Consider the following 13,701-nt stretch of genomic DNA (forward strand, 5'->3'; position numbering starts at 1 on the left):
AACCTCGTCCCGCTAGGGAGCCACGTCGCTCCCGGCTTCGAGGAGGTCGGTGGGCAACGCGGACAGGAAGTCGGTCGGCAGGTCGGTGGGGAAGCCGGTCGGGAAGCCGGAGGGCAGTCCCGAGGGGAACTCGGTGGGGAAGTCGGACGGGAACCCCGAAGGAAGCCCCGAGGGGAAGCCCGACGGCAGCTCGGTGGGGATCCCGCTCGGAATGCCCACCGACGGGCTCGACCCGGGCGGCTTCTTGCCCGGCGGATCGTCGTCGTCCCCGGTCACCACGAAGACCACGGCGGCGATCGCCCCGAGTCCCACGAGCACCGCGAGCAGCACGAAGAGCAGGTTCCGCCGCCCCGGCCCCGGCCCCGACGGCGGCGGTTCCTGCCACTGCGGGTCGCCGCCACCCGGCGGGCCGTATCCGCCACCGCCGGGCCCACCGGGCGCGCCGTATCCCCCGGCGCCCTGCGTCGGGGGGTACCCCGGTCCGTAGGCCGGTGCTTGGTCCGGTCCTTGATTCGGTCCTCGGTTCCATCCGTCGTTCGGCTCGTCCGAGGGTGAGCCGAAGCCACCCCCGGGCGGGTTCGGCGGGGGCGGGGGAACGGGCGGCATGGCCATAACGCCAAGAGTCGGCCATATTCGGTCACGACGCGACCCTTGTACGGAAGTTGGCGAGTGCGGGAAGCGGATCGACGGGCTCAGCCACGCGCCCCGTCCCGCACCCTGCCCCGCCCCGCCCGTCCCGTCCCGTCCCGTCCCGTCCCACAATCAGCCACGCACCCCCAGCAGATGATCCATCGCCAGCTGGTCGAGCCGCTCGAAGCCCATCCCGCGCTCGGCGGCCGCGGTGACGTCGAACTCCTCGTAGGCGGTGCGGTCCGCGAGGAGTGCCGCGAGGCCGTCCGCCGCGGTGGGCGTGGCCAGTTCGTCGAGGCCGGCGGCGCGCAGCGCCTCCTGGACCTCCGGGTCGTCGCGGAACGCGGCGGTCCGCTCGCGCAGGATCAGATAGTTGCGCATGCAGCCCGCGGCCGACGCCCACACCCCGTCGTAGTCCTCGGTGCGCGGCGGCTTGAAGTCGAAGTGGCGCGGGCCCTCGTATCCGGCGGATTCGAGCAGGTCGACGAGCCAGAACGCGGAGCGCACATCGCCGGCGCCGAAGCGCAGGTCCTGGTCGTACTTGATGCCGGTCTGGCCGTTCAGGTCGATGTGGAAGAGCTTGCCCGCCCACAGGGCCTGGGCTATGGAGTGCGGGAAGTTGAGGCCGGCCATCTGCTCGTGGCCGACCTCGGGGTTCACTCCGTACAGGTCGGGGCGCTCCAGGCGTTCGATGAAGGCGAGGGCGTGGCCGACGGTGGGGAGCAGGATGTCGCCGCGCGGCTCGTTCGGCTTGGGCTCGATGGCGAAGCGCAGGTCGTAGCCCTGCTCGAGGACGTACTCGCCGAGCAGGTCGAAGGCTTCCTTCATGCGGTCCAGGGCCACCCGGACGTCCTTGGCGGCACCCGACTCCGCGCCCTCGCGGCCGCCCCAGGCCACGTACGTCCGCGCGCCGAGCTCGGCGGCGAGGTCGATGTTGCGGATCGTCTTGCGCAGGGCGAAGCGGCGTACGTCGCGGTCGTTCGACGTGAAGCCGCCGTCCTTGAACACGGGGTGCGTGAACAGGTTCGTGGTGGCCATCGGGACGATGAGCCCGGTCGCGTCGAGGGCCTGCCGGAAGCGCTTGACGTGAGCCTCGCGCTCGGTGTCCGAGGCGCCGAAGGGGATCAGGTCGTCGTCGTGGAACGTGACGCCGTACGCGCCGAGTTCGGCGAGCCGCTGCACGCTCTCGACCGGATCGAGGGCGGCCCGGGTCGCCTCGCCGAAGGGGTCACGGCCCTGCCAGCCGACGGTCCACAGGCCGAAGCTGAACTTGTCCTCGGGGGTGGGCTGGTAGCGGGGATGCATCGCGGCGACTCCTTCATGGATGCGGTGTGCGGAGTATTTCGTCATCGCCCTTAACAAATTAGTATCCGTAGCCATCGCTGGGAAGATGTCTTCGCCCGGAAGACGTCATCGCTGGGAACACTTCATTGCTGAGAAGACGGCGCCGGCCGTCGAGTGGCCCGAACGGAGAGACCCATGTCAGAGGCCGACGGTCCGTTCGTCGCCGGGGTGGACAGCTCGACGCAGTCCACCAAAGTGCTGATCGTCGACGCGGCGACGGGACACGTGGTGGCGCGCGGACAGGCCCCGCACACCGTGTCGCCGGGAGCGGACGGCGGGGGCCGGGAGAGCGATCCCCGGCAGTGGTGGGAGGCGCTCGTCGAGGCGGTACGCCGCTGTGGTCCTGCCGCGCACCAGGTGGCCGCGGTGTCCGTCGGCGGGCAGCAGCACGGCCTTGTCACGCTGGGCTCGGACGGTGCGCCGGTACGGCCCGCGCTGCTCTGGAACGATGTGCGTCCGGCGCCTCAGAGCGAGCGGCTGATCGAGGAGTTCGGCGGGGCGAAGGCCTGGGCGGAGCGGATCGGGAGCGTGCCGGGGCCCGCGTTCACCGTGGCCAAGTGGGCCTGGCTGTGCGCGCACGAGCCCGAGGCCGCGGCGGCCACGGCGGCGGTGCGGCTCCCGCACGACTACCTCACCGAACGGCTCACGGGCGACGGCACCACGGACCGCGGCGATGCCTCCGGGACCGGGTGGTGGGCCGCGGCCACGGAGGCGTACGACGAGGAGATCCTCGCGCGCGTGGGTCTCGATCCGGCGCTCCTGCCGAGGGTCGTACGTCCCGGCGAGGTCGCCGGGACCGTGCGCGGGCTGCCCGAACTGCCCTTTTCCCGCGGCGTTTTGGTGGCGCCCGGCACGGGTGACAACGCGGCCGCGGCGCTCGGACTCGGGCTGCGGCCCGGCACCCCGGTGCTCAGCCTCGGGACCTCCGGGACGGTGTACGCCGTGTCGCGACGCCCGGCCGCCGACGCGAGCGGCACCGTGGCGGGCTTCGCCGACGCGCGCGGCGACTGGCTGCCGCTGGCCTGCACCCTCAACTGCACGCTCGCCGTCGACCGGGTCGCGGCCCTGCTCGGCCGCGACCGCGAGGCGGTGGAGGCGGGCGGGACCGTGACGGTGCTGCCGTTCCTGGACGGCGAGCGCACCCCCAATCTGCCGGGCGCCTCGGGCCTGCTGCACGGTTTGCGGCACGACACCTCGCCGGGGCAGATCCTCCAAGCGGCTTACGACGGGGCGGTGTTCGCGCTCCTGAAGGCGCTCGACCTGGTGCTCGCGACGGATCCGGGCGGGGCCCCGAGCGCCGAGGACTCCGCGCTGCTCCTGATCGGCGGCGGGGCGCGCGGCAACGCGTGGCAGCAGACGGTGCGGCGGCTCTCGGGGCGTGCGGTGCAGGTGCCGCAGGCGGACGAGTTGGTCGCGCTCGGCGCCGCGGCGCAGGCCGCGGGCCTGCTCACCGGGGAGGACCCGGCGGCGGTGGCGCGCCGCTGGGGCACGGCGCGCGGGCCGGTGCTCGAACCGGTCGAGCGGGACGAGGCGGCGCTGGAACGGATCGCCGGGGTGCTCGGGGATGCCGGCGCGCTGCTGGGGCGGGGGTGACCGGCATGCGCGCGGTCCCGCTCAACTCCCCTGTCCTGTACGCCCGTACACGCAGCCAGAAGCACCACGCACGCCTGCCCCGCACTCCGGAAAGAAGCTGATCCCCATGACCGACCCCTCGCCCGACGCCCCCTGGCCCAACACCCAGCAGGGCATCCGACGCCGCAACCTCTCCCTGGTCATGCACGCCGTCGTCGCCCAGGGGCCGCTCTCGCGGGCCGCGGTGGCCGGACGGATCGGGCTCACCCGGGCCGCCGTGTCCACGCTCGTCGACGAGCTGATCCGGGGCGGGCTCCTCGTCGAGCTGGGTCCGGAACGGCCCGGCACGGTGGGGCGTCCGGGGAGCTCGCTGACCGTCGGGCCGCACGGCCCGGTCGGGATCGGCGCCGAGATCGGCGTGGACCATCTCGCGGTGTGCGCCGTGGATCTGCACGGCAAGGTGCGGGCCAGGGCAGCCGCCGAGGGCGACAACCGGGGGCGCCCGCCCGAGCCCGTCCTCAAGGAACTCGCCCGCCTGGTGGGCGAAGTGACCAGCACCGCGCGCGGCCTCGGCCTGCGCCCCGCGGGGCTCGCGGTGGCGGTCCCCGGCCTGGTCGCCCGTGACTCGCACACCGTGGTGCGCGCGCCCAACCTCGGCTGGAGCCAGGTCGACATAGGCGCCCACCTGCGCGCGGACGGCCCGGAGGGGATGGCGCTGAGCGTCGACAACGAAGCGAATCTGGGCGCGCTCGCCGAGCTGTGGATCGGCGGCGACCCGGCGCCGCAGGACTTCGTCCATGTCTCGGCGGAGATCGGCATCGGCGCCGCCCTCGTCGTCGGGGGCCGACTGCTGCGCGGAACGCACGGCTTCGCGGGCGAGTTGGGGCATGTGCCGGTACGTCCCGAGGGTCCCGCCTGCCCGTGCGGCGGGCGGGGCTGTCTCGAGCAGTACGCGGGCGAGGAGGCGGTGCTGCGGGCGGCGGGCCTGGAGCCGGGCGGGGGCCGGATCGGGCTGCTCGCCGGTCTCGCCGACGACGGGGACCAGCGGGTGCGCCGTGCGCTGCGCGGCGCCGGTTCCGCGCTCGGCATCGCGCTGTCCGGTGCGGTGAACCTGCTCGACCCGCAGACCGTGGTCCTCGGCGGCGCCCTGTCCCGGCTCGCCCCTTGGCTACTGCCCTCCCTGGAGCGGGAGTTGGGCCGCCGTACCGCCGACCCGCAGCGCCCCAGGGGCGGCTCGGTGACGGTGTCGCGGCTCGGCTCGCAGGGACCACTGCTCGGCGCGGCGCACTCGGTGGTGCAGGCGGTGCTCGACGATCCGGCCGCGCTGGCGGGCCGGGCCGGGTAGCCCGACTGTGCGGGGAACCGCCGATCCGCCCCGCCGAGCGGTGCGGCGCGAGCGCCGACCCGTCCCGCCCTCTTCCACCCCAACTCCCCTGGCCCGTACCGTACTTAGCGCTCACCTCTTGCCGTTCGACTGACGCAGCGCCAACGAAACGCATGCGCAGCAGCACTGCCACCCACGCAATGCGACCGACGCGAGGAGTTCAGGCGTGACGGGGGAAACGTACGCACCGAAAGGCGGGACGCAGGGCCTCAGACGCGAGGCGATCGGGCTGCGCGAGGTCCTGTTCCAGAGCATCACGGCGATGGCGCCCGCCGCCGCGATCGCCGCGTCCATCCCGGCGGGGACCGCCTTCGCGGGCGGCAGTCTGCCGCTCTCGGTGCTGATCGCCCTGGTGGCCTGCCTGTTCACCGCGTCGTGCGTGGGCGAGCTGGCGCGGCAGTTGCCGGCCGCCGGATCGACGGCGACGTACGCCGCGCAAGGGCTCCACCCGACCGTCGGGTTCCTCGTGGGCTGGGGATATGTGTTCGTCGAGGCGCTGGTCCCCGCCCTGTTGCTGCTGCAGCTGGGGTTCACCACGGCGGGCACGCTGCATCAGGAGTGGTCCGGGTATCCGGCGGACCTGTGGTGGCCCTGGTCGCTCGCGGGCGCCGTGATCATCGCGATGGCGGGGTGGTTCGGGGTACGGGCCTCCGCGCGCTTCGGCACCGTGCTCGGCGTCTTCGAGGTGCTGGTGTTCCTGGTGTTCGCCGTCATGCTGATCTCGCAGGCGGGCGGCGACAACACGCTGTCGGTGTTCGGGACTTCGCACACCGCCGAGGGTTACGAGGGCATCGGCGGGGTGTTCGCGGGGTCGGTCTACACCGTGCTGGCCTTCGCCGGGTTCGAGGCCGCGGCGCCGCTCGCCGAGGAGACCAAGGACCCGCGCCGCACCGTGAGGCGCGCGGTGCTCGGGGCGGCGCTGGCGATCGGCCTGGTGTACGTCGTCACGACGTATGCGATGGCCGTGTACCTGGGGCCCGACGAGTTCGGCAAGTTCGGCGCCTCGGGTGCCGCGTCCTGGGACGGAGTGGCGCGCGCGTCGTTCGGGGCGTTCTGGGTCCTGGTGTTCTTCGCGGTGGTCAACTCGACGCTCGCCAACGCCAATGCCTGCGCGAACGTCTCCACCCGCACGGCCTTCGCCTTCGGCCGCATCGGCGTGTTCCCCGCGGCCCTCGCCCGCCTCCATCCCCGGCACCGCTCGCCCGCCGTCGGGGTGGCCGTCCAGTTCGTCGTGGCGGTCGGGGCCTGTCTGGGGCTGGGGCTCGCCTATGACCCGGTGACCGCGTTCCTGCTGCTCGCGACCGTCATCGTCACCGTCGTGATCGGCGTGTACATCGTCACCAACCTGGCCTGCGCCGCGTATTTCCTGCGACGGCGGCGCGAACTCCTCAGCCCGGTCCGGCACTTGCTGTTCCCGCTGCTCGGCATCGCCGCGTTCGTGCCCGCGCTGCTGACGGCCGCGGGCCTGCCGGTCTTCGACTTCGTCACGGAGCTGACCGAACCCGTGTCGTACGCGGGTCCCGTCGTCGGCGTCTGGATGGCGCTCGGCGCGGTGGTGCTCCTGGTGCTGCTGCGGCGGCATCCGGAACGCGTCGCCGACACCGCCCGCGTACATCTCGACGAAGAAGCGGACGAAGAGACGGACGCAGAGGCGACGGACCGACCGGAATCGACTTCAGGACCGACCGGAGCGGAGAGCCGATGACCGACCGCGAGCCCAGGATCCTGAGCGTCCGGCCCCAACCCGGCGAGTACGCCTGGACGTTCGGCGGCGCACCCCCCGTCGCCCGGATCCTGCCCGGCACGGTCCTCGACCTCCACACGGAGGACTGCTTCGCCGGGCACGTACGGTCCGAGAAGGACCTGGTGTCGCAGGTCTGCACGTTCCCGTTCCTCAACCCGCAGACCGGACCCTTCTACGTCCAGGGCGCGGAGCCCGGCGACACCCTGGCCGTGCACTTCGTGTCGATCGAGCCCGCCCGCGACTGGGCGGCGTCCACGACCGTGCCGCTGTTCGGGGCGCTGACCTCCACGCACACCACGGCGACGCTGCAGCCGCCGCTGCCCGAGCGGGTGTGGATCTGGCAGCTCGACCGGGACCGGCGTACCGCGCAATTCGCCGCTCACGACAGCGATTTCACGATCGAGCTGCCGATGGATCCCATGCACGGCACGGTCGGTGTCGCGCCCGCCGGGCTCGAGGTGCGTTCGGCGCTCGTGCCCGACGCGCACGGCGGGAACATGGACACGCCCGAGATGCGGGCCGGTGTCACCTGCTATCTCGGCGTCAACGTCGAGGGCGCGCTGCTGAGCCTCGGCGACGGGCACGCGCGGCAGGGCGAGGGCGAGACGTGCGGCGTCGCCGTCGAGTGCGCCATGAACACCGTCGTGATCGTCGAACTGCTCAAGGGACTCCCCACGCCCTGGCCGCGGATCGAGTCGGACACCCATCTGATCTCGACCGGCTCCGCGCGTCCCCTGGAGGACGCCTTCCGGATCTGCCAACTGGACCTGATCCAGTGGCTGGTGCGCGACTACGGCTTCACGGAGCTCGACGCCTATCAGTTCGCCACACAGGCCGTCGAGTCACCGCTGGCCAATGTCTGCGACACCAATTACACGTGCGTCGCGAAGATACGGAAGGAGTGGCTGCCGGCGCACGAGACCCACCGCGGGCTGCACGACCGACTGCGCGAGCAGGCAGCGGAGCTCGCCCGCCGCACGTGAACTGCTCCCCCACTGAAGCGAGTTACCCAGAGAGGCAGGTCGCCCCATGGAACACGACCGCGCCAGATCGTCCCCCACCGACCCCGCCGACCCCGGCAGACGCCGGCTGCTCCTCGGAGCCGCCGCACTCGCCGCCGCCCCCGCCACGCTCCTGACGGCCTCCCCCGCCGCCGCGCGGCCGGCCACCACCGACTACCCGCCCGCCGGGTGGGTACCGGCCAGCACCTCCAACTACACGGCGTCCAACCGTCCGATCAGCTACCGCATCGACCGCGTGATCATCCACGTCACACAGGAGACGTACGCGGACGCCCTCGCCATCTTCCAGAACCCGGCGAAACAGGTGTCCGCGCACTACGTGGTGCGCTCGAACGACGGCCATGTCGCCCAGTGCGTCCGCAACCGCAACATCGGCTGGCACGCGGGCAATTGGTCGTACAACACCCGCAGTGTGGGCATCGAGCACGAGGGCTGGGTGGATCAGCCGGAGTACTTCACCGACGCGATGTACGAGTCGTCGGCGGCGCTCACCGCGCACATCTGTGACACGTACGGCATCACGAAGGACCGGGAGCACATCATCGGCCATGTCCAGGTGCCCGGCTCGGATCACACCGACCCCGGGCCCTACTGGGACTGGTCGCGCTACATCCGTCTGATCAACACCGTCTGACGGCGCTCGCAGCGCCCGGCGGGCCGGACCGCCGGGACACCGATCACGCCAATCGCACAGCGACCACCGCCGCGACGGTTGTCGGACTCCCCTGGCGGAGTGACGATGTGCAAGACCACAACGACGACTTGCAGGACCACATCGCCCTGACCAGGAGGCCGAGTTGACGGATCCGTGGGTGGCCCTCGAACCCGGCACCGACCCCGTCGCACGCGCGCGAGCCGTACGCCGCGCCCACGCCGCCTTCACCTCGGCGGGCACGCTGGACCACCGCCCGGTACGCCCCGTGGTCGCCGACTCCTGGCAGCGCTCCGCACGCGCACACGTCAGCCCCGACTGCACCGCGCACGTCGAACTCGGCGACGGCGAGCTCGGCTCGTACCGCGCCGACCATCCGCTGGCCCGGGTCATGCCTCTGTTCCGCGAGCTGACCAGCACCTTCGCCATGGACGGCGAGCATCTCCTCGCGGTGTGCGACGCGCAGGGCCGGCTGTTGTGGGTGGAGGGGCACGCCGGGACGCGCAACCGCGCCGGGAGCATGAACTTCGTGCCGGGGGCCCGCTGGTCGGAGTCCGTGATGGGCACCAACGCGCCCGGTACCGCGGTCGCAGTCGACCGGCCCGTGCAGGTCTTCGCCGCCGAGCACTTCAGCAGACCCGTCCAGCCCTGGACCTGCGCCGCCGCCCCGGTGCACGACCCGCGCTCGGGCCGTGTGCTGGGCGCCGTCGACATCACCGGCGGCGACCGCCTGGCACACCCGCACAGCCTCGCCTTCGTCCAGGCCGTCGCGCGGGCCGCCGAGGCACAGCTCGCCCTGGACCACCGCGCCCCCGCACCGGCCCTCGAACTGCACGCCCTGGGCCGCGACGAGGCCCTCCTCGTCGCGCACGGCCGAAAGCTCCGGCTCAGCCGCAGACACAGCGAGCTCCTCACCCTTCTCGCCTGCCACCCCGAGGGCCTGACGGGTGATCAGCTGCTGCTCTGTCTGTACGAGGACGAGTCGATGTCGCCCGTGACTCTGCGCGCCGAGATGTCCCGGCTGCGCGCCCTGCTCGGCACCGAGCTGCTCGTGTCCCGCCCCTATCGGCTGACCGCCCCGGTCGACGCCGACTTCGCGCTCGTCGAGCGGCGCCTGGCCGCCGGGGCGGTCTCCGGCGCGATGGGCGCGTACAACGGACCTCTCCTCCCCCGCTCCGGCGCGCCCGAAGTGGCCCGGATGCGGCGCCGCCTGGAGGGCGCCCTGCGCGGTGCGCTCATCGCGCGCGGCGATCCGCAGCTGCTCGCCGACTGGGCGCACAGCGCGTGGGGCGAGGACGACCTCGACGTGTGGCAGGCGCTCGTCGACGTACTCCCGCACGGCGCCCCGGAGCGGGCACCCGCGCGGGCGCGACTGGTGGAGCTGGACGCGGAGCAGGCGGCGGCCGCGTGGGCGCCGTAGGGCGCGGCCCCAAGGGTCGCTGCGGCGGCGAGTAGGGCACGAACCTGGGGCGGCGGGCACGGCCTCGGGACAGGCGGGCACGACCCCACGACATAGGGGCACGCCTCCGGGGCGTACGGCAGGACCTCGGGACCTACGACAGGACCCCGGGACGTACGGCAGGACCCCGGGCGTACGGCAGGACCCCTGTGCGGGGAGCCGGCCGCAACGTGGTTGCAACCTCCGCGCCCCTAGCCTCCGCCGGAGCGCTGCCCGACGGCGGGCAGCCGCACAGGGGAGGCCCACCGAGATGACCCGTTACGCCGCGCCCGGCACCGAAGGCGCCCTCGTCTCCTTCGCCCCGCGCTATCAGCACTTCATCGGCGGCGAGTACGTACCGCCCGCCCGCGGCCAGTACTTCGAGAACCCCAGCCCGGTCAACGGCCAGACCTTCACGGAGGTGGCCCGCGGCACCGCCGAGGACGTGGAGCGCGCCCTCGACGCCGCCCACGCGGCCGCCCCCGCCTGGGGTGCCACCTCGACGACCGAGCGCGCCAACATCCTGGCGAAGATCGCCGACCGGATGGAGGCGAACCTGGAGCAGCTCGCGGTCGCCGAGTCCTGGGAGAACGGCAAGCCGATCCGCGAGACCCTCGCCGCCGACATCCCCCTGGCCATCGACCACTTCCGGTACTTCGCCGGGGCGATCCGCGCGCAGGAGGGCTCGCTCAGCGAGATCGACGACGACACCATCGCGTACCACTTCCAGGAGCCGCTCGGTGTGGTGGCCCAGATCATCCCGTGGAACTTCCCCATCCTGATGGCGACTTGGAAGCTCGCGCCCGCCCTGGCCGCGGGCAACGCGGTCGTCCTCAAGCCGGCCGAGCAGACCCCGGCGTCGGTGCACGTGTGGCTGGGCCTGGTCGCGGACCTGCTGCCGCCGGGCGTCGTGAACATCGTCAACGGCTTCGGCGCGGAGGCGGGCAAGCCCCTCGCCTCCAGCCCGCGCGTCGCGAAGGTCGCCTTCACCGGGGAGACCACCACGGGGCGGCTGATCATGCAGTACGCCTCCGAGAACATCAAGCCGGTCACCCTGGAGCTGGGCGGCAAGTCGCCGAACATCTTCTTCGACGACGTGTGGGCCGCCAACGACGACTTCCGCGACAAGGCCCTCGAAGGCTTCACGATGTTCGCCCTCAACCAGGGCGAGGTCTGCACCTGCCCCTCGCGGGCCCTGATCCAGCGCGGCCACTACAGCGAGTTCCTGGACGCGGCCATCGCCCGCACCGAGCAGATCACGCCGGGCCACCCACTCGACACCGACACGATGATCGGCGCCCAGTCCTCCAACGACCAGCTGGAGAAGATCCTCTCCTACCTCGACATCGGCCAGCGCGAGGGTGCAAAGATCCTGGCGGGTGGCCAACGCATCGACTACGACGGCGAGTTGGCGGGCGGCTACTACGTGCAGCCCACCATCTTCGAGGGCGACAACCGCATGCGGATCTTCCAGGAGGAGATCTTCGGCCCGGTCGTCTCGGTCACGTCCTTCAACGACTACGACGACGCGATCCGCATCGCCAACGACACGCTGTACGGCCTGGGCGCCGGCGTGTGGACCCGCGACATCAACACGGCCTACCGGGCGGGCCGTGCGATCCAGGCCGGCCGGGTGTGGGTGAACAACTTCCACGCGTATCCGGCACATGCGGCCTTCGGCGGGTACAAGCAGTCGGGGATCGGGCGGGAGAACCACAAGATGATGCTGGAGCACTACCAGCAGACGAAGAACTTGCTGGTGTCGTACTCGGCGAAGAAGGTCGGGTTCTTCTAAGGGCACGAGAAAAGGCGCCTGACCTGGCCTTTTCCCCGTCTGGCGCCTTCCGCTCGGCTCGCTCAGCGCGGAGCCCGGTTCACGTGTCAACTCCCAGTTCCTCCCAGCGCCATCCCGCTCCTGACCCGCTCTTCCGGACCAGTCACGGACCAAGACCCCGGCTCAGCCTCCGGCCCGACCGCCGAGGCCCCACCTCCCGAGCGATCTCCAGTCGGGACAACCGCCCCTCGGCCAGGCCCGCTCTCGACCAACAGGAATACGACCCCACCACTTGATGACGCCGGCTGCTTCTGCTTGAGGTGCTCGGCTCCAGATCTCGCGGACGCGGGCGGTGAGCTATCTGGCCATGACGGCCGAGCTGCTGCTCACTCATGTGCGCGATCCCAAATTTCAGTCCGACCAGCGGTGGGTGCTGAACGATCTGATCATCAAGACCCGGGAGGCTCTCGAGCCGTACATCATCGTTGAACGGGAGCGATGGAGAAGCGTGGCGTTCCCGTTCTTCCAGGCGCTGGCGGGCCTTCGCGTATGGCGGCCGGCCTTGGCGCCTCATCCTCCATGGGGGCGGGCGGTTCGTCCCTGGTGTGGAGCACGGCCAGCAGTTCTCTCTCACTGGCGATGCCCAGGGATGCCATTCCGGCGAAGGTCTGCAGGAAGTAGGCGACGTCGTAGACCGCTTCCCGGGCGGGCTGCGGCAGCCCGCTGATGCCCAGTTCCGGCGAGTGTTCTTCACGGAGCTTCGTGCATACGTAGATGTAGTGGTCGTTCAGTTCCACGGTCCGGAACTGGGCGAGCAGTGCGGCAAGCACGGGCAGGTGGTTGGCTTCCCTGGATATCTGGAGTTGGTTTCGGCCGTGCCAGACCGATGCGACCGATGCGACCAGGGCGGCCACGGAGATGGTGATTGCGGAAACATTCAGGAGACCGGCACGGACTCGTCCATCAGGCATCAGGTCCCTTCCGGTCCCGGCCCTCGACCATCAGGCCCTGCTGCGGCACGCGTTGCCCGGCGCGCCGCTGGAGATGGTGCGGAATCGGCGGGCCGGATTCCACCACGGCAGACCACTGCAGTTGTCCTCTGTCCGCGCGACCCGCGTACCGACAGGCTGCTCTGCCCGGGTCTCAATCCATTCCTGGATCTCTTGACACACGACAGCCATCAAGTCCCCCCGTTGATAGGGAGAAAGAGCTTGGCGCCGCATCAGTGATCCGGTCACCCCTCCCGACTGAACGGCGCACAGGGAACGGTCCAGGTATCAATTTCGGCCCACCGCACGATCATTGCCACCGCGAAAGCCCCGGCCGCCTCGAATTGAGACAGCCGGGGTTTCCCTGCGCCGCGAAGTGTGTCTCACCTCGCGTACCTCATTAGGCGTGACGTGGTGATGGTCAGCAGCTGCCCGACACGTCGGCCCAACCATTTGACTTGGCCCAGTAGTTGAGCTTGCCCCAGGTGTCCGATCCAACTATTCCGTCGATGGCGATGTTGGAGCAGTCCTGGAGCTTCCTCACGGCCGAGCGCGTGGCGGAGCCGAAGTAGCCGTCCACCTCAACGGTCGTGTACTTCAGCGAGTAGTTCAGCTCGCACTGCACCTGCTTGACCGCAAGCTTGTAGGTGTTGGGGGCGTACGACAGCGTCGGCTGGCTGCCAGTGTATTCGCAGCGGTTGGGGATGATGGCGGCCGAGGCCGACGGGGCGGCCACCGCCGCGACGCCCACCGCCATGGCGCCGGCCATGAGGAGCGGCGCCGTCTTGCGGGCGAGGATGCGGATAGTAGCTGTCATGGACTTCTCGTTTCGTCTGGTTGGCGATGCGCTAACTCGGCCCGAACTGCCGAGTGTTGTCGCCAACAGCAAAAGAGAATGTCGGATGAAAACGTGGATGGTCACGGGAGATCTGCGCCAAACACCGGACCAGCAGAAGAAATCAGGGCTACCCCTGAGGCTTCATTGAAATGCACTGGTGAAATCAAGGTCGGAAAGGCGGATCAATACGCTCCATTCGGAAGATTCTGCTTCGGAAGGTGACGCAAAAGGTCAGGAATGACTCCGCTTGCGTAACTGTTGCGTAGCATCGACGCAATTTCCGGAAAGATTAGGCCTAGAGCGGGCGGGTCCCG

Annotated in this window: 11 protein-coding genes; 7 read left to right on the top strand and 4 right to left on the bottom strand. The window is 71.0% G+C overall.

Annotation, left to right across the window (positions count from 1 at the left end):
- Positions 1-12: 12 nt before the first annotated feature.
- Both OG430_RS07225 and xylA read right to left on the bottom strand, forming a co-directional pair.
- The gene (locus tag OG430_RS07225; protein WP_327351585.1) at positions 13-612 is read right to left on the bottom strand and encodes a hypothetical protein; all 600 of its coding nucleotides are present in this window, start codon (positions 610-612) and stop codon (positions 13-15) included.
- A gap of 150 nt (positions 613-762) precedes the next feature.
- Positions 763-1,935: a xylose isomerase gene (xylA, locus tag OG430_RS07230; protein WP_327358986.1), complete on the bottom strand. Its 1,173-nt coding sequence runs from the start codon at positions 1,933-1,935 to the stop codon at positions 763-765.
- A gap of 174 nt (positions 1,936-2,109) precedes the next feature.
- On the opposite strand from xylA, the gene xylB reads away from it, so the two are divergent.
- From xylB to exaC, 7 genes are all read left to right on the top strand, one after another.
- Positions 2,110-3,567, top strand: a complete 1,458-nt coding sequence (gene xylB, locus OG430_RS07235) for a xylulokinase (protein ID WP_327351586.1) — start codon at positions 2,110-2,112, stop codon at positions 3,565-3,567.
- Positions 3,568-3,673: 106 nt separating this feature from the next.
- On the top strand, positions 3,674-4,891 hold the full coding sequence (locus tag OG430_RS07240; protein WP_327351587.1) for an ROK family transcriptional regulator: 1,218 nt from the start codon (positions 3,674-3,676) through the stop codon (positions 4,889-4,891).
- A 205-nt stretch (positions 4,892-5,096) separates the two neighbouring features.
- On the top strand, positions 5,097-6,635 hold the full coding sequence (locus OG430_RS07245) for an APC family permease (protein WP_442816442.1): 1,539 nt from the start codon (positions 5,097-5,099) through the stop codon (positions 6,633-6,635).
- The gene (locus OG430_RS07250; protein ID WP_327351588.1) at positions 6,632-7,657 is read left to right on the top strand and encodes an acetamidase/formamidase family protein; all 1,026 of its coding nucleotides are present in this window, start codon (positions 6,632-6,634) and stop codon (positions 7,655-7,657) included. Before OG430_RS07245 ends, OG430_RS07250 begins: the two co-directional genes overlap by 4 nt.
- A 46-nt stretch (positions 7,658-7,703) precedes the next feature.
- Positions 7,704-8,330, top strand: coding sequence for an N-acetylmuramoyl-L-alanine amidase (locus tag OG430_RS07255; RefSeq protein WP_327351589.1), 627 nt, complete (start codon positions 7,704-7,706; stop codon positions 8,328-8,330).
- A gap of 163 nt (positions 8,331-8,493) precedes the next feature.
- Entirely contained in the window at positions 8,494-9,768 is a 1,275-nt protein-coding gene (locus OG430_RS07260; RefSeq protein WP_327351590.1) for a GAF domain-containing protein, read from the top strand.
- Between the two features lie 289 nt (positions 9,769-10,057).
- Positions 10,058-11,581 (top strand): acetaldehyde dehydrogenase ExaC, encoded by a 1,524-nt coding sequence (exaC, locus tag OG430_RS07265; RefSeq protein ID WP_327351591.1) that lies wholly within the window; start codon positions 10,058-10,060, stop codon positions 11,579-11,581.
- A 458-nt stretch (positions 11,582-12,039) separates the two neighbouring features.
- Here exaC and OG430_RS07270 read toward each other — a convergent pair whose 3' ends face one another.
- Together OG430_RS07270 and OG430_RS07275 are read right to left on the bottom strand one after the other, a co-directional pair.
- Entirely contained in the window at positions 12,040-12,474 is a 435-nt protein-coding gene (locus tag OG430_RS07270) for a hypothetical protein (RefSeq protein ID WP_327351592.1), read from the bottom strand.
- A 496-nt stretch (positions 12,475-12,970) separates the two neighbouring features.
- Positions 12,971-13,366: a peptidoglycan-binding domain-containing protein gene (locus OG430_RS07275; RefSeq protein WP_327351593.1), complete on the bottom strand. Its 396-nt coding sequence runs from the start codon at positions 13,364-13,366 to the stop codon at positions 12,971-12,973.
- Between the last annotated feature and the right edge of the window lie 335 nt (positions 13,367-13,701).

Source organism: Streptomyces sp. NBC_01304 (genome assembly GCF_035975855.1).
Lineage (GTDB): Bacteria > Actinomycetota > Actinomycetes > Streptomycetales > Streptomycetaceae > Streptomyces.

Bases quoted from the DNA above. Each gene is read 5' to 3' on its own strand.
- OG430_RS07240 (WP_327351587.1), top strand. From the start codon at position 3,674: ATGACCGACCCCTCGCCCGACGCCCCCTGGCCCAACACCCAGCAGGGC.
- OG430_RS07255 (WP_327351589.1), top strand. From the start codon at position 7,704: ATGGAACACGACCGCGCCAGATCGTCCCCCACCGACCCCGCCGACCCC.
- OG430_RS07225 (WP_327351585.1), bottom strand. From the start codon at position 612: ATGGCCATGCCGCCCGTTCCCCCGCCCCCGCCGAACCCGCCCGGGGGT.
- OG430_RS07275 (WP_327351593.1), bottom strand. From the start codon at position 13,366: ATGACAGCTACTATCCGCATCCTCGCCCGCAAGACGGCGCCGCTCCTC.
- xylB (WP_327351586.1), top strand. From the start codon at position 2,110: ATGTCAGAGGCCGACGGTCCGTTCGTCGCCGGGGTGGACAGCTCGACG.
- xylA (WP_327358986.1), bottom strand. From the start codon at position 1,935: ATGCATCCCCGCTACCAGCCCACCCCCGAGGACAAGTTCAGCTTCGGC.
- exaC (WP_327351591.1), top strand. From the start codon at position 10,058: ATGACCCGTTACGCCGCGCCCGGCACCGAAGGCGCCCTCGTCTCCTTC.
- OG430_RS07250 (WP_327351588.1), top strand. From the start codon at position 6,632: ATGACCGACCGCGAGCCCAGGATCCTGAGCGTCCGGCCCCAACCCGGC.